A 22386-nucleotide genomic window follows, 5' to 3' on the forward strand; every position below is an offset into this window, starting at 1 on the left:
CCTGTTCAGCCCGTCCTCTACAGTTTGCTTTCAATCCGGTGGATGCGTCGTGGATGTGCCGTTATCGTTCGAGGCGTCTTTCGCCGCATCGCCCGGCACGCGCTGCGCATCCGCTTGCTGCACGTCCCAGCCGCCGCCAAGCGCCTTCACCAGCGCGACAGCCGTCGTCATCTGCTGGCCGTGAATCTGCACATCCGTACGCTGGCTCGTCAGCAATGATTGCTGCGCGGTGATGACGTCCAGATACGCGACGAGTCCGCCCGAATAGCGGTCGTTGGCGAGCGACAGCAGCCGCTGCGCATCGGCGACGGCATCGCGCGACTGGGATGCGGCGCTATCCAGAACGGAAAGCCCCGTGATGCCATCCTGCACCTGCTGGAACGCCGTCAACACCGCTTGCCGGTAATTGGCCTGCGCAGCCTGGTAGCCCTCGCTGGCGAAATCGACATTGGCCGCGCGCCGCCCGCCGTCGAACACGACCTGACTCACCGCCGTGCCTAGTGTCCACACCAGGCTCGGCGCGCTAAACAGGCTCGCGAGGTCCGTGCTTTGCCAGCCGATGCCCGGCGTCAGCGTCAGGCTCGGAAAGAAGGCTGCCTTCGCGACGCCGATCTGCGCATTCGCCGCCGCCATCGCGCGTTCCGCCGATGCAATATCCGGGCGGCGCTGCAGTACATCGCTCGGCAAACCAAGCGGAATCGCCGGCACGGCATACTCGACCACTTTCGGCTCGATCGAGAACTGCGGCGCGGGCACCGCGACGAGCGCGGCGATCGCATGCGCGAACGCCTCGCGCTGTGTGACGAGAAGCTGCGCCTGCACGCGCGTCTGGTCGAGCAGCGACTTCTGCTGCAACACGTCGAGTCCGGAGACGGAGCCGAGATCGTGCTCGGTCGTCACGTAGTCGAGCGCTTTCTGTTGCAACTGGACCGAGCGGTTCAATACGTCGATTTCCGCATCGAGTTCACGCAGCGAGAAATAGTCGGTGGCGAGATCGGTGGTGAGTACGAGCCGCGCATTCGCGAGATCGTCGCGCGACTGTTCCGCCGACGCCCGCGCGCCCTCCACTTCACGGCGGATGCGGCCGAACAGATCGACGTCGTAGTTGATCGTCGGGCCGATCTGCAAGTCGTTTTGCACCATCGACTGGTTCGGCACCGTGAAGCTCGTGGCGGGCCGGTTCTTCGAAATGCGCTGGCGCGCCGCCGAGGCCGACAGATCAACTTCGGGAATCAGTTGCGCACGCGTGTTGGCGAGCGTGGCGCGCGCCTGCGCGTAATGCGCGCTGGCGGCGGCGAGCGTCTGGTTTTCCGCGAGCGCCTGCGTTTCGAGGCGATCGAGCGCCGTGTCGCCGAATGCCTGCCACCAGTCCGGCGCGAGCGGCGCATGCGAGGGCTGCGCAAGACGCCAGTAGGAGTCCGTGCGCCATGTGGGCGGCGCATCCGTCATCGGCGTCTTGTAGTCGGGGCCGACCGTGCACGCGCACAGTGTCGCCGCCAACGCCAGGGCGCTCACGCGTGCGGCATGGATGAGCGCATTCACGACGCCGCCTTGCCCTTGGCCTGCGATTGCGATTGAGGACGCGTCACCACGACATGGTCGCCGTCCTCGATCGAATCGCTCGGGTTGATGATCACACGGTCGTTCGGCTCGATGCCGTTTTCGATTTCGAGCGTCTGCCCAAGATCCTGCGCGATCGTCACCTTGCGCAGATGCACGACGCCATCGTTATCGACGACCGCCACGCGCGGCCCTTCCGCGCGGAACAGCAACGCATTGCCCGGCACCGTTAGCTGCGCGCGCGCGCCCGACGGCAGCGCGACCTGCACGTAGGCGCCCGGCCTCAGCTTGCCGTCGGGATTGGGCAGCGTCACTTCGACCTGCAATGAACGCGTCGGCACGTCGATCGCGCCGGAAATGTGCGTGATGCGTCCATTGAACTGCTGGCCCGGCAGTTCCGCCTGCGTGACGACCACGTCCTCGCCGACCTTGATGTTCTGCGCGTAGGCCTGCGGCAATTGCACGAAGACCCGCAACGGATCAGACTGCGCAAGCGCGAACAACGCGCGGCTCGTGCCGCTGCCCGCGTCGATCAGATCGCCGACATCGACATTGCGCTGCGTGACCACGCCCGCGAACGGCGCGACGATACGCTTGAAGCTTTCGAGCTGGCGCAGCCGCTTCACGTTGGCCTCGGCGGCGGCAAGATTGGCGACATCCTGCGAGTAGGTGCTTTGCCGTTCGTCGAGTTCCTGTTGCGAGACGGCGTCGCGTTGACGCAGTTGCTGCCAGCGCTCGTACGAGCTCTTTGCGAGGCCGAGGCTCGACTGGATCTGATCGCGCTGCGCCACGGCTTGCGCGAGTTCCTGATCGATCTCCGGCGTATCCAGTTCCGCGAGCAATTGCCCTTCCTGCACGCGCGCGCCGATATCCGCATACCAGTGCAGCAGATAACCCGTCGCCCGCGCGAAGATGGGCGACTCGACGTAGCCGCGCAAGGTGCCCGGCAGGACCGTGACACCTGCGCTGCCATCCGTCTGCTTCGGCGTCACCACGTCGACATATTGCTTCGCGTTTTGCTGCGTGGTTTGCGCAATCGAGTGGCTTTGCATGATGTTCGCCACTACCGTGCGCAACGCGCCGATCGCCAGCAGGATCAGCACGATCACCACCGCGATCTTCGCGCGCCGCCATTCGCGATGGCGCGGCGGCAGCGCGTGGCCGTCCGGGGTCTCCCGTGCGGGGATCGCTAGCGAAGAATGCGTTTTTTCAGTCATCTCATTCGTCCGTGTTCGGGCTGTGTCCGTGCTCGTCGTCTCGGCCATGTCATCCATGCGCGTCACCGTGCTGTTGCTCGTCTTGATCGCGTGTCGCCTTGCGATGCGAGAGCCGGCTATGAATGCCCGCAAACAGCAAGGGCACGAAGAAAAGCGTCGATACCGTCGCGAACAGCAGGCCGCCAATCACCGCGCGCCCGAGCGGCGCGTTCTGTTCGGCGCCTTCGCCGAGTCCGAGCGCCATTGGGATCATGCCGATGATCATCGCGAAGGCGGTCATCAGCACCGGCCGGATCCGGCTCGCGCCTGCTTCGAGCGCGGCCGTGAGTGGCGGCGCGCCTGCCGTCAGACGTTGACGCGCGAACGACACCATCAGAATGCTGTTCGCCGTCGCGACGCCCATCGTCATGATCGCGCCCGTCAGCGCCGGCACGCTCAGATGCGTGCCCGTCAGGAACAGCATCCACACGATGCCCGCGAGCGCAGCCGGCAATGCGCTGACGATGATCAGCGGATCGATCCACGACTGGAAATTCACGACGATCAGCAGATAAACGAGCACGATCGCCATCGCCACGCCGATGCCGAGGCCGAAGTACGACGTGCGCATGGTCTGGACCTGGCCGCGTATCGTGATCTGGCTGCCGCGCGGCAGCGTCGCGCGCGCCTGATCGACGAGTTTTTCGACCTGCCTGTCGACACTGCCCAGATCGCTCCCTTCGACGCTCACGAACACGTCGATGACAGGACGGATGTTGTAATGCGTGACCATCGCAAACTGGGTTTGCGGCGAGACCTGCACGAGATTGCCGAGCAGTTGCGTCGGCCCGGTCGACGATGCGGATACAGGCGTGCGCAGCAGCTGATCCACCGACGAGATCTGATATTGCGGCGTCTGCACAGCAAGGTTGTATTCGACGCCGTTGCGCGGATTGAACCAGAATCCCGGCGACGTCTGCGAACTGCCCGACAGCGAAATCAACACGTTCTGCGCGACATTGTTCGCGTTGAGATTCAATTGCTGCAAACGCGTGCGGTCCATCTGCAGATTGATGACGGGCTCGTCTAGCTTCTGCTGGATGTGCGCATCGACGGCGCCCGGAATGGCGCGGATCTGCTTGAGTAGCTTGCGCGCGACCTCAAGATTGCCCTCCTGATTCGCCCCGACCACCTGCACATCGACAGCGGCGGGCAAACCGAAGTTGAGAATCTGCGTGACGATATCGGCCGGTTGAAAGAAGAACTCGGTGCCCGGAAAACGCTGCGGCAAGATCGCCCGCAAACGGTCGACATAGCCGAGGCTCGGTTTGTGATTTTCGTTGAGCGCGAGCAGGATCTCGCCGTCGAGCGTGCCGATCGTCCCCGCGTTGCTGTACGAGAGATTGATGCCGCTATACGGCAAGCCGAGGTTGTCGAGCACCGTGCCGAGTTCGTCTGGCGGAATCACCTCGCGCACCACCTTCTCGACCTGATCGGCGAGCCGTGCCGTTTCTTCGATCCGCGTGCCCGTCGGCGCACGCATATGCAGGCGTATCTCGCCGGCGTCGACGCGTGGGAAGAAGTCTTCGCCCAACACGAATGCCAGGCCCAGGGACACCACACAGAAGCCGAGAAACAAGGTGCCGAACATCCGACGCCGCACCAGCAGGCTGCTGAGCACCATGATGTACGCGGCGCGCATCGTCTCGAAGCCGCGGTCGAAACGGTGATACATCCGCATGAACAGATTGGGCCGGGCATTCGCGTCGCGCTTGTGCGCGTGGCCCATCAGCAGCATGGCGAGCGTCGGCACGAGGGTTCTCGACAGCACGTACGACGCGAGCATCGCGAACACCACGGCTTCCGCGAGCGGCACGAACAGATAGCGCGCAACGCCCGTCAGGAAGAACATCGGCACGAACACGATACAGATGCACAGTGTCGACACGAGCGCAGGAATCGCAATCTCGCCCGCGCCGTCGAGAATCGCATCGTGCAGATTCGTGCCCATGTGCAGATGCCGCTCGATGTTCTCGATCGTGACCGTCGCGTCGTCGACCAGGATCCCGACCGCGAGCGCGAGGCCGCCCAGCGTCATGATGTTGATGGTCTGCCCAAGCGCATGCAGGGCAATCAGCGACGTCAGAATGGACAGCGGAATCGAAATGGCGATGATGCAGGTGCTGCGCCAGTTGCCGAGAAACAGCAGGATCATCGCGGCCGTCAGCGCGGCGGCGATCAGGGCTTCGCGCACCACGCCCTGAATGGCGGCTTTCACGAACACCGATTGGTCGAACAGCGGCGTGACCTTGAGATCGGGCGGCAGCGCGGCCACTGCGTTTGGCAACAGCCCGCGTAGTGTGTTGACGATCGAGAGCGTCGACGCGCTGCCCGTCTTCAGAATCGAAATCAGCACGCCGCGCCGGCCGTTTTCGCGCACGATGTTCGTCTGCGGAGAAAAGCCGTCGCGCACGTGCGCCACTTCGCGCAGATACGTGGTCGCGCCGTTGACCGTGCGCACGGGAATGTCGTTCAGGCCCGCGACGGTGGTCGGCGAGCCGTTCATGTTGATCGTGTATTCCTTCGGTCCGATCTTGGCCGTGCCCGTGGGCAGAATCAGGTTTTGCGCGTTGACGGCGTTGACGACGTCGAGCGGCGTCAGTCCCTTGGCAAGCAGCGCGCGCGTGTCGAGATCGACGGAAATCAGACGGCTCTTGCCGCCGTAGGGATACGGCACGGCTGCGCCCGGAATCGTCACGAGTTGCGGACGCAGAAAGTTGAGCGCCGTGTCGTTCAGATCCTGCTCGGACAGACGCGGGCTCGACAGCCCCAGCTGAATCACGGGAATGCTCGACGCCGAGTAGCTGATGACGAGCGGCGGCGTCGCGCCGGGCGGCATCTGTTTCAGCTGCGCCTGCTCGACGGCAACGGTCTGCGCGATGGCTGTCTGGATGTTCGCGTTCGGTTGCAGAAAGAGCTTGATGATCGAAATGCCCGCAAGCGATTGCGATTCGATGTGCTCGATGTCGTTGACGGTGGTCGTCAGGCTGCGTTCGTTGACGGACGTGATGCGGTTCGCCATGTCCTCGGCGGACAGACCCGTGTAATTCCAGATGATGCTGACAACGGGAATGTTGATTTCCGGCAGCACATCGACAGGCGTCGTGAACAGCACGAATGGCGTCGCCAGCACGATCAATATGGCCATCACGATGAACGTGTACGGCCGCTTCAATGCGAGATTGACGATCCACATACAGGTGTTGGTATCCGAGAGAAGCGCGCAAGAGTGACGTGAGGCAGCGGCGTCAGTGTCTTTCTGCGCGTCCGCGGCAACCAGGTGTAAATGCTAGTGCGCCCGGCCCAACGAACTGATGGCGCCAAAATGGCAGCTTTGCCATTTTCGGCGCGGAATGCTATTTGTAGTGCATGCACGTATTACCGTCTGTTTCAGCGCACACGCGTTTTTGCGGCACGTGTCTTGCAGGCACGAGGTGCAATCGCGACGGCTATACTCGTCCCACTGCTCGACAAAAAGGCCAATATGAAGCGCTTTTCGATGATTCGCGAGTTTCATCTCGCCGACTGGTTTACGCTCGGCAACGCCGTGTGCGGCACGGGCGCACTGTTTTCGATGATGAGCTATATCGGCAGCGCGAACGTCATGCATGTCTACTTCGCCAGTGCGCTCGTGTTTGCGGCACTGGTGTTCGACGTGCTGGATGGACGCATCGCGCGCTGGCGGCAAAAGGCTTCACTGCTGGGGAAGGAACTGGATTCGCTAGCCGATGTGATCTCGTTCGGCGTGGCGCCGGCCATCATCGGTTATGGATGCGGGATGCGCGGCCTGTATGACCGCGTTCTGCTGGCGTACTTCGTGGCGTGCGGCGTGTCGCGGCTCGCGCGCTATAACGTGACGGCAGAAACGATGTCGGGCGCGACGGGGAAAGTGACTCACTTCGAGGGCACGCCTATACCGACATCGTTCGCAATCGTGCTGCTGCTCGCCATCGCCGCATGGCAAGGGGCTCTCGGTCCGCAATTATGGTTCGGCGAATGGCGGATTGCAGGGCATGTGCTGCATCCGTTGACGCTGGTCTACGGCATTTCCGGATCGCTGATGATCAGCCGCATCCGTATTCCCAAGCCCTGATTCAATGCCCGGATTGTCAGGCACGCGCTGCGCGATCAATTGCCGTTGTAAACGGTGCGATTGAGCGTTTGCAGTTGCCCGTCACGCTCGGACTGTATCAATTGCTGGCGCACATCCTGACGCGTCTCCGGGACGTTACGGGCGCCTTGCGCCGCGCTGCCCCAATTGACGCCGCCCTGACCCGTGTCCGCTGGCGCGGCCGATTGCGCCTGGGTCTGGTCCATCGGTTGATCGGTCGGCATTTGTTGCGCGTATGCGCTCGACATGGCTGCTACGCCCGCCGTTACCACGAGACTGAGAAGAAGTTGCTTCATTTCAAGGCTCCTTGATCGCGAGAGACTGTGCAGCGAATACAGTCGCCGCAGACGGCTCGCGGTGTCTACGACGGCTGTATTAACTCTACGCTTCAAGAGTGGCGCAATGCTGGCATAAGTATGACGAAGCTGCCAGATTCGCGGCGGTGTTATGCCCGCCCTTCGAAACCCAACAGAACGTTGACGGCATTGATGCCGATCTCATCGACCATGTACCCGCCTTCCATGACGAAGAGCGTCGGCAAATCAAAGCGCGCGAGCATTTCACCGAGTCGCAGATAGTCCGGCGTGCGCAAGCGGAAATGGCTGATGGGATCGCCCTCGAATGTATCCACGCCCAGTGAAACAACGAGCGCGTCGGGCGCATGATGGGCGATTGCCGAACCTGCGTGCTGTAACGCAGGCCCGTACTGTTCCATTGTCGTGCCCTTCGCCAACGGCAGATTCAGATTGAAGCCCTCGCCTTCACCCATGCCGCGCTCGTCGGCAAAACCCGAGAAGTAGGGAAACGATACGCCCGGATCGCCGTGTATCGACACGAACAACACGTCCTTGCGATCGTAGAAAATATCCTGTGTGCCGTTTCCGTGATGGAAATCGATATCGAGCACGGCGACGCGCTTCGCGCCTTGCGCGATGCAGCGTTGCGCGGCAATCGCAGCGTTGTTCAGATAGCAATAGCCGCCCATGTACTCGCGGCCTGCGTGATGCCCCGGCGGGCGACACAGCGCAAAGACGGCCTTGTCTCCGCGTGCGAGCGCATCGATGCCCGTCAGCGCCGAGTTCGCGCTCGACGACACCGCGCTCCACGTTCCTGCGTTGATGGGCGAACCGGCATCCATCGAAAAGAAGCCGAGCTTGCCGTCGATGAATTGCGGCATCGCTGTGGAAGGCAAGCCACGTACCGGCCAAACGAGCGGCAGCGCCTGGCACGTGCGCCCGGTTGCGGCCCACTCGTCCCATGCCGATGCGAGAAATTCGACGTAACGTCCGCTATGCGCGCCGACATAGCACGCACGGTCATAGACGTTCGGCGCGAGAACATCGCCCAGGCCCGCGGCTCTGACCTGCTTGAGCACGGTCTCTGCGCGGATGGGTTTTTCGAAGGAATCGGAGACGGCGCCGTCCTTGAGTTCGACGCCTTGATGCAAGCGGTGATCGCTGCTGTAGATGGTTTGCATGGTTCTGTACGCCGCAGAAAGGAACGCACAGTCTACCGTTGCGACACCGCGTTGCGAACGACGTCAGAAAAGATACAGCCCGGCGACGAAAATCACACCCGAGAACAGCAGCGCCGTCACGCAATAGCCCATGATGTCGCGCACTCCGAGCCCGGCAATCGCGAGTGCCGGCAGCGCCCAGAACGGTTGCGCCATGTTGGTCCACGCTTCGCCGTAGGCAATCGCCATTGCAGACTTGCCGAGGTCCGCGCCGATCGCCTTCGCAGCGGGCATCACGAACGGGCCCTGCACGACCCAGTGGCCGCCGCCGCTCGGCACCGCGAAGTTGATGACAGCCGAACTCAGGAACGTCAGCAGCGGGAACGTATGGACGTTTGCAATTTCGATGAACCAGTTGGTGATCACGCCCGCAAGACCCGAGTGGTCCATCGTGGCCTGAATGCCCGCATAGAATGGAAACTGGATCATGATCCCCGCCGTGCCGCGCGCCGCATTGCCGATTGCACGCGCGTAACCCATCGGCGTCTTGTGCAGCAGAATGCCCGCTGCGAGAAAGACGATATTGACGGTATCGATGTCGAGGCTGAAGCCTTTCTTCGTGAAGCGGATCACCAGATAGGCGACGATCAGCAGCGCCACCAGAATAGACAGAATGCGGCTCTCTTCGATACGTTCCGCCGGCGTCGATTGCGCCGTGATCTTGCGTTCCTGCACAGGTTCGTCGACGAGGAGCGCGGGATCGACGGAAACGACATCTTCGGCTCGCGGCATCATCGCGCGCACCAGCAGCGGCAACGCGATGATCAGCGCAGCGGTGATGAAGAGGTTGTATCCCGTGAAGAGCGTCTGCGACACGGGAATCAGGCCAATCACCTTTTCCATCGGATTGCCCCTGGTGGCCGCGACGAGCGGCACCGAACCCGACAGGCCACCGTGCCAGGTGAGGAAGCCCATGTATGCAGCCGCTACCAGCAGCCGGTAGTCGACGCCGCGCACGCGTCTCGCGACCTCTCGCGCGAACATGGCGCCGAGTACGAGACCGAAGCCCCAGTTGATCGCGCAGGCCACGCCGCTCACGAACGCGACGAGCATCGTGCCTTGCACCGGTGTTTTCGCCAGACCGCCGAGACCGGACAGCACCCGCTTGACGGGACCCGAGGTCGCGAGGGCATGCCCCGTCACGAGGATCATTGCCATCTGCATCGTGAATGCGAGCAGGTTCCAGAACCCGCTGCCCCACATATAGACGAGATCGCCGGGTGACTGCGGCGTGAGGCCCAATGCCAGCGCAAAGGTGATCGCCGTCAGAAGCAGCGCGAAAATAAGAGGATCAGGTAGAAAGCGATGAACCACCTGCGTAAAGAAGCGGGCAATACCTTGAATCACGACGTCTCCGGCACTTGTTCAATTGTTCGTTGGATGCGCGCGAGATTCTGCCACAGCTATGCGTAACGAGTCGGCGAACTGCACAAGCAGCCGCTTTACGTTCTGTTGGAGAGGAAAGAGTGCGGACAGGTCGCTGAATTGAAGCTTTCAACGACCTTAAAGAAATGCGTGTAATGCGCGCCGCCGCTGACGGCGCGCGCGGTTCAATGCCCCAGATAAGCGGCCTTGACCATCGGATCGTTACGCAACTGCGCAGCCGATCCATGCGTTGCGATGCGTCCGTTTTCCAGCACGTAGCCGTAATCGGCGACATTCAACGCGGCGGCTGCAAACTGCTCGACGAGCAGCATCGTCACGCCCTGCACTTTCAGACGCTCGATGATCCGGAAGACCTCATCGACGAGAATCGGCGCGAGTCCCATTGACGGTTCGTCGAGCAACACGAGATCGGGGTTCAGCATGATCGCGCGCGCCATGGCGAGCATCTGCTGCTCGCCGCCCGACAGCGTGCCCGCCAGTTGGTTGCGGCGCTCCTTGAGGCGCGGAAACAGGTCGATCGCGCGCTCGAGATCCGCGTTGATGTCGCCGCGCGGACGCGCCCACGTCAGACGCGGAAACGCGCCTAGCAACAGATTGTCGGTGACCGTCATCGTCGAGAACACGCGCCGGCCTTCGGGCGAATGCGCGAGACCGAGCCGCGCGATACGGTGCGAATCGAGCGAATCGATGCGTTTGGCCGATGCGCCCTCGCCCATCGTGATTTCGCCGCCGCTCGGACGGATCATGCCGGATACGGCGCGCATCGTCGTAGTCTTGCCCGCGCCGTTCGAGCCGATCAGCGTGACGACGGAAGCCTTCGGCACGTCCATCGAAATGCCGTGCAGCACCTGTACCTTGCCGTAGCCCGCATGCAGATTGCGGATCGATAACATCGCGTGTTCCCCATTCATGCCGTTGTCGTTCAAACGATGCGTAGTCTCAGGCGGCCACGCCGCCCAGATACGCCTCGATGACTTTTTCGTTTTCCTGGATCTCGGACGGCTTGCCCTCGGCGATCTTCTGCCCGAAGTCGAGTACCGATACCGTATCGCACACCGACATCACCACGTCCATGTGATGCTCGATCAGCACCACCGTAATACCGTGATCGCGGACCTTGCGAATGATGCGCACCAGTTCCTTGATATCGGGTGCAGTGAGACCCGCCGCGGGTTCGTCGAGCAACAGCACTTGTGGATCGAGTGCGAGCGCGCGGGCGATTTCGAGCAAACGCTGCTTGCCGTAGGGCAGATTGCGCGCTTCTTCCGCCGCGACATTATCGAGACCGACAAAGCGCAGCATGCCGAACGCGCGCTCGCGCGCCGTACGTTCTTCCTGTCGATAGCGCGACGTCATCAGGCCGATATCGGCGAAGTTCGAGCGGAACGTATGATGCAGACCGACGAGCACGTTTTCGAGCGCGGTCATTTCGCCGAACAGTTGCACGTTCTGGAACGTGCGCGCAATGCCCGACAGCGCGATCGACGAAGACGTGCGCCCCGCAATCGATTCGCCCCGATACTCGATCGCGCCCGCCGTCGGTATATAGATGCCCGTCAGCACGTTCATCATCGTGCTCTTGCCCGAGCCGTTCGGTCCGATCAGACCATGTATCGTGCCGCGCCGCACGTTCAGGTTCACGTTGTTCAGCGCCTTCAGGCCGCTGAACTGCATCAGCACGCCGCGCACGTCGAGAATGGTTTCGTTACCTTTGGCGTGCACGTCGAGCACGGCATCGGCGGTGATTTCCGCGGGCTTTTCGGTATCGACGGTCACGGTGCGCACGCGGCCATGCGTGAAGAACTTGCGCACGAAGCCGACCACGCCGTCCTGCAGGTAGTAGACGACCAGCAGAATCATCAAACCGAAAATCGTCAGCCGCCAATCGGTCAGCGCATCGATCCAGTACGAGAACACTGCGAGGCCAACCGTGCCCACCATCGGGATCGCAACCTTGCGCGGCGTCACGCTCTTGCGCGCAATGGAGAACAGCGCACCCGCCACGACGATAACGGCAAGCGCCGTCGCGACCATACGGAACATCGAGATGTCGTCGAGCAGCTTGGGAAGCAGCACGATGATCGTCGAACCGATCAGCGCACCCGTGCGCGTCTTGCGGCCACCCATGATGATCGCGAGCAGGAACAGGATGGTCAGCTCGAAGTTGTACGTGTTCGGCGAAATGTACTGCTCCGAGTACGAGTACAGACAGCCCGCGAGCCCGGCGAAGCCCGCGCTGATCACGAACGCGTACACCTTGTGCCGATACACCGAGACGCCCATGCAGTCGGATGCGATCGGACTGTCGCGCAACGCCTCGAATGCGCGGCCCAGATGCGACTTCAGCACGCGATGCACGACCACGAGCGACACCACGAGCAGCGCCGCCACGACCCAATAGTATTGGGTTTCATCGAGCCTATGGCCCGCGATCACGGGCTTCGTGATCTTGATGCCCATCGGCCCGCTGGTGAGGAAATCCATTTCGTTGATCAGGATCTGGATGATCGTGCCGAACGCGAGCGTGACCATCGCGAGATACGGGCCGGACACGCGCAGTGCGGGCAGCGCGAGAATTGCGCCGAACGCGGCCGTGACCACGATTGCCATCGGCACGGTCACGTAGAACGGCATGCCGAGCTTGATGAACAGCACGCCCGCCGTGTACGCGCCGACGCCGAACAGCCCCGCGTGTCCCAGCGAGACCTGCCCGTGTAACCGACCACGATGTCGAGACCGAAGAGCAGGATCGCGTAGATCATGATCGTTTCGACGAGGTGGATGTAGTACGGATTGCCCGACAGCACCGGGAAGATCGCGAGTGCGACCAGCCCGAGCAGCGCGCCGATGAGGTTTTTCTTTTTCACGGCGGACCTCACACCTTCTTGATCGCGGTTTTGCCGAACAGACCTGCCGGACGCAAGGCGAGCACGATCAGCAGCAGCACGAGTCCGGGCACATCCTTGTAGCCCGTCGAAATGTAGAAGCCGGTCGTCGTCTCGGCAATGCCGAGTATCACGCCGCCGACCACGATGCCGAGTCCGCTCGACAATCCGCCGATGATCGCCACCGCGAACGCCTTGAGGCCGAGCACCGCGCCCATCGTCGCGCCCGTCAGCGTGAGCGGCGCAATCAGCACGCCGGCGAAGGCCGCCGTCAGCGACGACAGCGCATACGAGAACGTGATGACGAGGCCGGTGTTGATGCCCATCAGCGCGGCGGCATCGCGGTCATTCGACGTGGCGACAACCGCCTTGCCGAAGATACTGCGCCGGTTGAAGAACTCGACAGCCAGCATCAGCACGAGGGCGCCGCCTACTACCAGCAGTTCCATCGGCAGAACATTTGCGCCGAACACCTTGATAGGCGCTTCCGGCAGCGGCGACGGAAAGCGCAGATCGTCGCGGCCCCAGACATTCTCCGCGACGTTCTTGAAGATGATGCCGAGCGCGATGGTCGACATGATCCAGCCGAACTCCGACTTGATCTTGATAGCGGGCCGCACGCCGATCCGTTCGACGAATGCGCCCTGCAACAGGCCGAATACGCACACGAGGGGAATCATCAGCCAGTAGTTGACGCCCAGCGTGACGAGCGTGAGACCGACGAGCGCACCGAGCATCAGCGCATCGCCCTGGCCGAAGTTCAGCGTGCCCGATGTCGCGAACGTGAGTTGGTAGCCGAACGCGATCACGGCGTAAATCATGCCGAGCGCGATGCCGCTATAGATGAGCTGAAGAAGAATGGCCATAGTCCAATTGCCTCGATCGCAACGCCCCGTAGATGATGCCGTGAGCCATGCAGCACAAAGCCGCCCCCGCCGGTCGGGCGGGCGCGGCTTCGCTATTCATGCTGTGCTCAGTTTGCGGATGCCTGCTTGGTGCGCAGTTGTCCGCCGCCTTTCTTGTCGTTGTCGTATGCGTAGATCACACGGCCGCCCTTCACTTCGCCAACGACGGGCACGTTCGGGCTGATCGCCTCGTGGTCGTCGTGCGAGAACGGCTTGTCGTACGCCATCACGACGCCTTCGACCTTCGTGTTGAGGTTTTCCAGCGCGGCGCGCACCTTCGGGCCGTCCGTCGTGCCTGCCTGCGTAATCGCGGCGGCGAGCAGATAGACCGAGTCGTAGCCTTGCGCCGCCGACACGGGCGAATCGATGCGGCTGTTCTTCGGCTTGAATTCCTTCATATAGGCCTCGATGAAGGCCTTACGCTTCGGCGTGTTGGGTTCCTGGATGAAGGTCTGCGGCATGCGCGCGCCTTCGCCGTTGGAACCCGCGTTGTCGATGTAGTTCGCCATCGACAAGGTCCAGCTGCCGATCAGCGGCACCTTCCAGCCGAGCTTGGCCATGCCGTTGGCGATCTGCGCGAGTTCAGGTCCGATGCCGTAGGTCAGAACGGCTTCCGCGCCGGCGTCTTTGGCCTTCAGCAACTGGGCCGTCATGTCGACGTCCTTGATGTTGAATTTCTCCACGGCAACCGGCTTCACGCCTTTAGCAGCGAGCGCCTTTTCCAGATCCTCGCGGCCGAGTTGTCCGTAGTTGGTTGAATCGGCGAGAATGGCGACCTTCTTGAAGCCGCGTTTGGTGACGGCTTCCTCGACGATCATCGGCGCCTGAATGCGGTCGGCGGCTGCGTTGCGGAACACGTAGTTATCCGGCTGGTCCGCGAACTGCTTCGTGACGATACTGCCCGTCGCGACGTTGTTGAACACAGGGATTTTCGCTTCCTGGAAGAAGCGCTGCGATGCGAGCGCGACACCCGTATTGATGTAGCCGACCACTGCGACTACCTTTTCCTTGTTGATGAGTTCCTGTGCGATCTGTACGCCGCGTTCGTTCTTTGCTTCGTCGTCGCGTTCGACGAGTTCGATCTGCCGGCCCAGCACGCCGCCCGATTTGTTGATCTCAGCGGCCGCAAGCCGCACGCCGTCGCGCATGCTGACGCCCATCGACGACGAACCGCCTGTGAAAGGACCATCGACACCGATCTTGATCGGATCGGCCGCATAGCTACCCGTTGCGACCACACACAATGCGAGAGCAGCAACAACGCTCTTCAGGCGAAGTACCATGTTCGTCTCCGTAGCATGTTTCTTTATTTTCGACGGGCGCGGGCTGTCTCCCGACGCCGCCTGATTCGTATAACGGCGTGCTTTATATCGCCTTGATACGAAACGGCAACCTAGTATAGAAATCGTAAGCTTTTTGCCACTATGCGGAGTTACCCGTAAGAAACAACACGTTCAGTGTGCTTACGCACGTACGCACTGTATCGGTGCAGGCGCAACGACCTGCTGGTTGTGCGTGCAACGGGGAATGGAAGCGCGGCTAGCCGACATGTGGATGTCGGCTAAGTGCAGGTGATGAAGGATTACGGGTCAGAACGACCGATCAAAGACCCAGATCGCTCAGGCCGGGATGATCGTCGGGGCGACGGCCGAGTGGCCAGTGGAACTTGCGTTCGCTTTCCTTGATGGGCAGGTCGTTGATGCTCGCGTGACGATGATGCATCAGGCCATCGGGACCGAACTCCCAGTTTTCGTTGCCGTATGAGCGGAACCAGTTGCCAGCATCGTCGCGCCACTCGTAAGCGAAGCGGACCGCGATGCGATTGTCGGTGAAGGCCCACAGTTCCTTGATCAGACGGTACTCGAATTCCTTGCTCCATTTGCGCTCGAGAAATGCGCGCGCTTCTTCACGACCTTGTACGAATTCGGCTCTGTTGCGCCACCAGGTGTCGGTGGAATAGACCAGCGCGACTTTTGCAGCATCGCGTGAGTTCCAGCCGTCTTCGGCCTGGCGTACTTTCTGTGCGGCGGTTTCGCGCGTGAACGGCGGCAGCGGCGGACGGACTTCGGTAGTGCTCGACATCGACTTCTCTCTTTGTGAATGGTGACGGTGTGGTCATTATTCGCAAATGGGAAGTTTTGTCGTGTCGGGAAGTGTGGGGTTTGTTGGATTTGCACGGTGGTCGTTTGGAAGCTCACCGTTGCTCGACGCCCGTCCTTTTAGGTAGCTGGCGGCAGGGCCGTCCATGCGGTCTCTTCCTCACACACTTAAACCCCGGTTGACCCATTCTTGCAAAGTGGTCGCAACAGGTGAGAAATCCACTGGATCGAGATCTCCTAGTCCTGAGCTAACTACCAAAGGATCGTCATTTTCGAGTGCGATCAAGAACCCCCTTCCCCCTCCATCATCGCCGATTAGAAGATAACCGCTGCAGTAATCTCCAACCTCGTAGGTTTCATTTCTCTCAACGAGATCTTCCAGTCTATATAGCGTGACGCCGCTGTCCAACAAGGCGCCGTCTGAATACAAGAGTACTTCTTTGTACGCAACTGGAAATTGAACTCTCATTGAAGATTCCACCAGAGCAATTTCTTCCAAAAGAGCTCTTCGGTTGAATCCATTCAAATTAGCTATGTTTGAGAAGTTCATTTCGCGAAAGCTCCTTATCCGACCACTGAAATAATTTTCTTGGCGAATTTCTAGAGTTGTTCTGTCACTCGAATAATGTGCAACCATTCATAGTACCGTCGATGAAGAAAAAACTCTCTAGTGCATCCACCAGTTCAGAAGTGTCTCGTCGTTATGGTCATCAAAATTCTTATAGATATTCGCGTAATACCATTCGATCCCGGTTCGCATTTTGAAATCGTCAAAGAATTGATTGATTGCTTCCACGCCATTGCTTGATGGAACCGACAGTGCAAGACTCCCACCGTTCACGCCATCCAGGCTCCCCCCGAGTTCCTGACTGACTCCGGACCTTAACCGCTCGATCTCATCGTTCGATACTTCGTCTGTGTATATCTGAATACAGAAATTCCCACCGCGTTCCAACACGTCAGCAGGTCGACCTGCGTCGCCGATTCGAATCACATCTCCTTTCGCCAAATTGAGCGCGAGCCCGGGAGAAGCAAGTAGTTTATAAATATCACCTTCGATATACTTTGCCGGAAGTTCCTCGTACACAGGCCCCGAATCGTTCTTGCCCGCGTAGACATTGATCAAGCAGCATTCGTTCTCAACGCCGATACGTAGTTCCATAGCTCCCCGTTCGACACAGGATACGTCGTACCGCACCGTGCGCAACTATTGCGCCCGATCACGCTTAGACGAACCAAAGCCTGACAATGCGGCTCTCAGGAGTCGGTTCGATTTGCCACCAAACCCTGCGTTGAAAGGCATCCAGGCGTCGCGCGGCAGTTGGCCTGGCAGATGCGGATACCAAATCGTAGCCGCGTCGCCGTCAGTTCATATGGGTTCGCCCGCACCGCCTCATTTACTTGCACGGATTTCGTGCCAGCGCTTTTTCCAGCAGTTTCATGTCTGGTGGGTCGTTTCTCGATCCTTTCGACTGTGCGCAACTTGATTCCATAGCGTTCCAGACCCGGACACTCAGGAGATGGTCAAAAGAAAGTTGACTGTTCTTTCCGCCGCTAATGATGCCAACCAAGTCCTTTTTGGAGTGGTTGATTGGAACCCGCCGTACGGATCAGAAAGTAAATGTGACGAGGGCCACGTTAGCGGCCCCCATGGTCAAAGCACCCTGAGATCATATAGCACGCCATGCCCGACACCTGGACTAACTTCTTCCACATATATTTGAGCAGTCAGATCGCTCCGACCGCGATCAGTCCACAAGTCAAAGTCAACACGCCATCTTTTAGCGTCCCGAGTCTTGTCAACCTCCAGTTGACTAAACGCTTCCGGTGGTGGCTCGCATAGAACTTCGCGTCCACGAAGATAATTTTGCAATGCGAGAGCATATTCCTCACGTGTACTTGGTCCCAACATCTTCATGTTTTCGAGTTTTTCAAACTCTCCATGAACCAGCAGCAACACGATTTGCCGCACTACATCCTCAATCATTCGCAAATCCATTAGATCACCTGTTTCCTGGTACACGCAAAACCGTATTCGGACCAACGCCAAGGTTTGAGAAATATTTATCAGCGCGAGCAATATGGCAACGTGCTTCATCTTGCGACAAACCCGCTCTTCTCAGCGCCTTATAACCTATGCGACGCTCCGCGGCATAAGTCCCCCCTCCTGCCTGCCGCTGTACTTGCGTAGCGATGTAGTGTTCCGATCCAATTGACGTAGACGGCCCATTCAATTGAACTGCTGGCGCCTGAGAACGCGAGTAGTCCGTTACATCTCTCACTGCTGCATTTTGGATGATGTGATGCGAATCAGGATCGACTTCACTATAAGTGCCATAGTCGCGCCCCGACTCCTTAAGAATGCTCTCGCAATCACACGGGCACAGACGCTTGGCAAGGCCAAGCGGGTCAATCCAGGAAACTGGATTCGGCGCATACTGAAACGCGTTGATCCCGCCCGCCAACCCAATCGGATCCTTCGATACAAACCGCCCACTCGCCGGATCATAATACCGATACCGATTGTAATGCAGCCCCGTCTCATCATCTGCCTGCTGGCCCTGAAACCGTATCGGATTCCGCACTTGCGCCTGAGTCGCCGCCGAGACGCGCGCAATCACCTCTACCGCTTCGCCCCACGCCTTATAACGCGCCTCCCAGACAATCTCACCGGCATCATCCGTGAGCATCTGCGGCGTGCCGATCACATCGCAGTGGTAGTAATACACCTGCGCCTGCTCATTCGGCGATGGCACTTTCATCAACGGATCATCTTCCGGCGTATACCGATCCGACTCCCGCCGCTGCGGCGTCTCTAATCCCTCGACAGGCGCCGCGACAAACTGCGCAAGCGGCACGAACGATCCCGCTTCATACACGTAATGCGTACTGTGCGATCCCGCAACTTCATACGCCAGCCGATCACCATCCCAACCAAACACTGTCCTTACACCGTCGACGTCTTTAGCAATACGTCGCCCGAACGCATCATAAAAGTACTGCGCCTGCCGCGCACCAGCAGGACTGCGCGCATTCACCGCGCCAAGCCGGTTAAACCCATCCCACTCATACCGTTGCTCGCTGCCAGCCGACTGCTTCGCAACGAGATTGCCGCGCGCATCGTATGCGTAATGCTCGCCCGCATACTCCTTCAGCAGATTGCCGACGATCTTCGGCACATCGGCCGGTAATGTATTCGACTCATATCCGCCACCCGATCGCGCATGACGCGGACTGCCGGCATCGACGATATTGCTCGCGGGATCGAACGCAAAGCGCTCGGTCGCAAGCGGACTAATCGCCTCGATCAACCGACCAACGGGATCGTAACCATACGTCGTCACCCCACGACGGCTATCGTCGATCTCCTTGAGCTGCCCCGCCGCGTCATAGCGATACCGCCGCGCCGCGAGCATCGCTGGCGCACCGTGACGCCGCAGCGACTGCATATCGACGCGCCCAGCCATGTCATAGTGCGTCGCCTGCTCGATGGTGTTCGACAGATTGCGCTGCGTCTCGCGATGCAGATCGTCGCGCTGAAATCCGATCAGCTCTCGTCCATCGAGCATCATGCCGTGCACATGTCCCGAGCCGTACACGAGCCAGTCGATCGCATGGCCATCCGGCCGCACGGTTTTGATGCGCGTGCCGATTTCATCGTAAGCGTGGTGCCACACATAGCTGCGGCGCTCGCCGAACAACTGATAAGCGTGATGCTCGCGCACCAGGTTGCCCACCGCGTCGAAGAAATGCTGCGTGTGGCTCACATCGTTGCGTGCATCGACGAGACGGCCATTGCCGTCATACGCCATGCGCATCTCGCTCGCGCCCGCAGTGCGGCGCGTCGTGCGACCCGCAATGTCGAAGTCGTAAGTCGTTTCGAGTCCCGCTTCTTCGGACGACTGCAAGCGCCCGCTCTCGGGTTCGTACCGGTAACGAACGGAACTGCCATCGAAACCGATCTGCTCGAGCAAGCGCCCAACAGGGTCATAGCGGAAGCTGAACGTCGCGTGGTTCGCATCCGTCAATGCCGTGAGACGCCCACGCAGGTCGTAACGGTACGAAAGCGTATTACCCAATGCATCCGCGCGCTGTGCAATGCGCCCCGCCCTGTCGTACACGAAGCGCGTCATGCGGCCTAACGCATCGATGTGCGTGAGCAACCGGCCTTCCGCATCGTACTCGAGCTTCTCGGTACCCCCCGACGATTCGACGGCCGTCAACTGTCCGTTGCTGGCATAACGGTATGAAGCGTTTTGACCCGCTGCATTCTTCTCTTCGAGCAGGCGCCCACGTTCGTCGTAGCGCCACGCCGTTGTCTTGCCTGAGCAATCGGTATAGCTCGTGAGCTGCCCCGCAGCGTCGTATTCGAGCTTCTTCGCGCCGCCCTTCGCATCGACGATTTCGATGGGCAAACCCTGCTTGTCATAGCTGTATTTCGTTTCGTGCCCGAGCGGATCGATCTGCGCGACCAAGTGGCCCGCGTCGTCGTACTTCCGTTCCCATCTGTACGAAAGCGGATCGACGATCGCCGTCATCTGATCCTTGTCGTCGTACTCCATTCGCACTACGCTGCCGTCCGCGCGAATCTGCTCGACCATATTGCCGCGAGCGTCGTACGAGAAACGCTCGGCGCTGCCATCGGGAAAGATATGCTGCGTCAGATTGTGATGCGCGTCGCGATAGAACCATTCTTCGAGTCCATCGGGCTGAACGATCCGATACGTGTACCCATCGATATCGAAGTAGTAACGCGTCACGCTACCCATCGCATCCGTGACCTGCACGAGACGGATATCCGGATGCCAGGCGAGCCGCGTTTCATCGCTGCCGTCGTCGGCATACTCGCGTACGCATTTCGACTTTGCGTCGCGGCCATCCCATTCGAGATTCATGCCGCGACCGGTGCGATCCGTATAACGGGTCACGAGATGGTGGCGATAGGCATACTCACGTCGGTTGCCATAGCGGTCGGTCGCTGCGATCAGATCGCCTTCTGCATCGTACGTGTACCGTGCAAGCGTTTCGACGCGTTCGCCTTCGTCGTCGACGTGAACGGCTTCCGTGATACGCCCCGCAGCATCATGCGAAAAGACGACACTCGCCACGGACGTGCTGATTCGCGTCAACCGGTCCGCCGTGTCATAAACGAACGTGATCTGGTTTCCCGCGCGATCTTTGATGAATGCAAGACGGAACGCGTCGCCACGCTGTTCATAAGCTTCGAGCAGTTCATGCCCGCGCATCAGCGTCAACCAATGATCGTCGAGACGGGCAAGCGTCAGATCTTCGCCGCGATCGTCGTGCGTCTGTCCCGCCTTCAGCAGCGGATACTCGATGCTTCGGCCAGTAGGATCGTGATAGACGAGCTTCGTCGCATGGATATCGAAGCGCGTCGTATACGGCGTGATCCAGCGAGCGCCAAGTTCGCCTTCGTCATACGCATCGAGAAAAGAACGATACGTGCGTGTCCACGCAATGGGCATCGCGCCCGGCAGCAAGAAGTCGTCGTGATCGAAGCGTTCGTCGCCGAGCGCGTAGCCAATCGACGCACCGCTGCGGCCAAGACCGCAACTCTTGCAATCGTTCGCGCCGGGATGCTTTGCTTTCGCTTGCGCGGACAGCGACTCCAGTTCGCCTTCCGTCTTTTTCAGTTCGGCTTCGACTTTGCCCGCGGGCTTGATCCCAACCGCCTGCGCGCCGCGATGCTGTTGCGCCGCGCGCCACTTCGCGACGGCCATCGTCAGCATGTTCAACAGCCACATCAGTCCGCCGACGTCCGCGCTGTTGAGCCCTCTGATCTTCGTGGTCACGAGCGGAATCGCGTGACGCGCTTCGGCTGCCAGTGCCTTCAGGCGTTGATTGGTCGACGGCGAGATCGCATTGGCCGCCTGGGTCGCGAGATTGGCCGTGTCCTTCACCAGCACTTTGCCGCCGTCCTTCAGATAGGACCACAGGTTCTCCGCGACCTTGCCCGCGTCGTGCGCCGCGAATCCGGCCGACATCTGGTCGAGATGTCTATCGGCCGCACGATAGTTGCCGGACGTATCGAAGAGACTACCCGATGCCGCCCGCTCGAATATTTGCGCCAGTCCTTCGAGCAACTGATGCGCATGATTCGCGCAGTCGTTCAGCAACTCTGCGAGCTTCGCCTGCACTTCCTTGACGAAGCCCTCGATCTCGCCTGCGAATTTCGCGCTCAGATGCGCGACCATCGCGGAGATCACGGCATCCGCGATCATCTGCGCGCCGCCTTCCGCGACGGCCCGGCCGCTCTTCATCAGTTCTTCGCGCGCGAGCTTCATCATGGGCCGTGCGCCCATGCGGAACTCGCCCATCACGGGCGGCACCGGAATCACGCCGATCAGATCGATGCCGAGGTTCAGGTAATCGAATGCGTCTTTCGATTGCGACTGCATCAGCCGCTTGATATCGAGCACCACGTCGATCGCCGAGAGAATGTTCGAGACGACGGGAATGACATTCGCCAGTTGCTCGACGCGTTGAAGCGTCACATAGCCGTCGCTGACGCTCTTGAGCCAGGCGTCGAACTGCTCGAGCGCGGAACCCGCGTCTTCCTTGACGATGGTGTTCAGTGGCGCGATCGCGACTTCAGTTTGCTGGACAGGGGTCGGGGCGGCTGCGCTCATGCTGGATCAGTCGGTGAT

Annotated in this window: 15 protein-coding genes and 1 pseudogene; 1 reads left to right on the forward strand and 15 read right to left on the reverse strand. The window is 60.4% G+C overall.

Annotated elements, in window-relative coordinates; genetic code table 11:
- Positions 1–30: 30 nt before the first annotated feature.
- Genes PPGU16_RS35335 through PPGU16_RS35345 form a run of 3 tightly spaced genes read right to left on the reverse strand, consistent with a single transcriptional unit; the run spans position 31 to position 6012 of the window.
- Complete coding sequence (locus PPGU16_RS35335; RefSeq protein WP_180725481.1) at positions 31–1542, reverse strand: efflux transporter outer membrane subunit; 1512 nt, start codon at positions 1540–1542, stop codon at positions 31–33.
- The gene (locus PPGU16_RS35340; protein ID WP_180725482.1) at positions 1539–2777 is read right to left on the reverse strand and encodes an efflux RND transporter periplasmic adaptor subunit; all 1239 of its coding nucleotides are present in this window, start codon (positions 2775–2777) and stop codon (positions 1539–1541) included. Before PPGU16_RS35340 ends, PPGU16_RS35335 begins: the two co-directional genes overlap by 4 nt.
- A gap of 49 nt (positions 2778–2826) precedes the next feature.
- Entirely contained in the window at positions 2827–6012 is a 3186-nt protein-coding gene (locus tag PPGU16_RS35345) for an efflux RND transporter permease subunit (RefSeq protein ID WP_180725483.1), read from the reverse strand.
- A gap of 288 nt (positions 6013–6300) precedes the next feature.
- Here PPGU16_RS35345 and PPGU16_RS35350 point away from each other — a divergent pair, with 288 nt between their 5' ends.
- Complete coding sequence (locus PPGU16_RS35350) at positions 6301–6909, forward strand: CDP-alcohol phosphatidyltransferase family protein (RefSeq protein WP_180725484.1); 609 nt, start codon at positions 6301–6303, stop codon at positions 6907–6909.
- Between the two features lie 35 nt (positions 6910–6944).
- Here PPGU16_RS35350 and PPGU16_RS35355 read toward each other — a convergent pair whose 3' ends face one another.
- The 12 genes and pseudogenes from PPGU16_RS35355 to PPGU16_RS35410 form a co-directional block, all read right to left on the reverse strand.
- Positions 6945–7223: a hypothetical protein gene (locus PPGU16_RS35355; RefSeq protein WP_035995322.1), complete on the reverse strand. Its 279-nt coding sequence runs from the start codon at positions 7221–7223 to the stop codon at positions 6945–6947.
- A gap of 149 nt (positions 7224–7372) precedes the next feature.
- Positions 7373–8404, reverse strand: coding sequence for a histone deacetylase family protein (locus tag PPGU16_RS35360; protein ID WP_180725485.1), 1032 nt, complete (start codon positions 8402–8404; stop codon positions 7373–7375).
- Between the two features lie 63 nt (positions 8405–8467).
- The gene (locus tag PPGU16_RS35365; protein ID WP_180725486.1) at positions 8468–9790 is read right to left on the reverse strand and encodes a TIGR00366 family protein; all 1323 of its coding nucleotides are present in this window, start codon (positions 9788–9790) and stop codon (positions 8468–8470) included.
- 203 nt (positions 9791–9993) lie between these two features.
- Positions 9994–10722, reverse strand: coding sequence for an ABC transporter ATP-binding protein (locus PPGU16_RS35370; RefSeq protein WP_180727183.1), 729 nt, complete (start codon positions 10720–10722; stop codon positions 9994–9996).
- 46 nt (positions 10723–10768) lie between these two features.
- Positions 10769–12696, reverse strand: a pseudogene (locus PPGU16_RS35375) (branched-chain amino acid ABC transporter ATP-binding protein/permease).
- An 8-nt stretch (positions 12697–12704) separates the two neighbouring features.
- Positions 12705–13580, reverse strand: a complete 876-nt coding sequence (locus PPGU16_RS35380) for a branched-chain amino acid ABC transporter permease (RefSeq protein ID WP_035995333.1) — start codon at positions 13578–13580, stop codon at positions 12705–12707.
- Positions 13581–13687: 107 nt separating this feature from the next.
- Positions 13688–14902 (reverse strand): ABC transporter substrate-binding protein, encoded by a 1215-nt coding sequence (locus PPGU16_RS35385; protein WP_180725487.1) that lies wholly within the window; start codon positions 14900–14902, stop codon positions 13688–13690.
- A gap of 319 nt (positions 14903–15221) precedes the next feature.
- Positions 15222–15701 (reverse strand): nuclear transport factor 2 family protein, encoded by a 480-nt coding sequence (locus tag PPGU16_RS35390; RefSeq protein ID WP_180725488.1) that lies wholly within the window; start codon positions 15699–15701, stop codon positions 15222–15224.
- Between the two features lie 177 nt (positions 15702–15878).
- Positions 15879–16268: an SMI1/KNR4 family protein gene (locus PPGU16_RS35395; RefSeq protein ID WP_180725489.1), complete on the reverse strand. Its 390-nt coding sequence runs from the start codon at positions 16266–16268 to the stop codon at positions 15879–15881.
- 117 nt (positions 16269–16385) lie between these two features.
- Positions 16386–16880, reverse strand: a complete 495-nt coding sequence (locus tag PPGU16_RS35400) for a DUF4265 domain-containing protein (protein WP_180725490.1) — start codon at positions 16878–16880, stop codon at positions 16386–16388.
- A 492-nt stretch (positions 16881–17372) separates the two neighbouring features.
- Positions 17373–17705, reverse strand: coding sequence for a DUF7668 domain-containing protein (locus PPGU16_RS35405; protein WP_180725491.1), 333 nt, complete (start codon positions 17703–17705; stop codon positions 17373–17375).
- Between the two features lie 16 nt (positions 17706–17721).
- Positions 17722–22368 (reverse strand): RHS repeat-associated core domain-containing protein, encoded by a 4647-nt coding sequence (locus tag PPGU16_RS35410; RefSeq protein ID WP_180725492.1) that lies wholly within the window; start codon positions 22366–22368, stop codon positions 17722–17724.
- Positions 22369–22386: the final 18 nt, after the last annotated feature.

This window comes from Paraburkholderia largidicola, assembly GCF_013426895.1.
Taxonomy (GTDB): Bacteria; Pseudomonadota; Gammaproteobacteria; order Burkholderiales; family Burkholderiaceae; genus Paraburkholderia; species Paraburkholderia largidicola.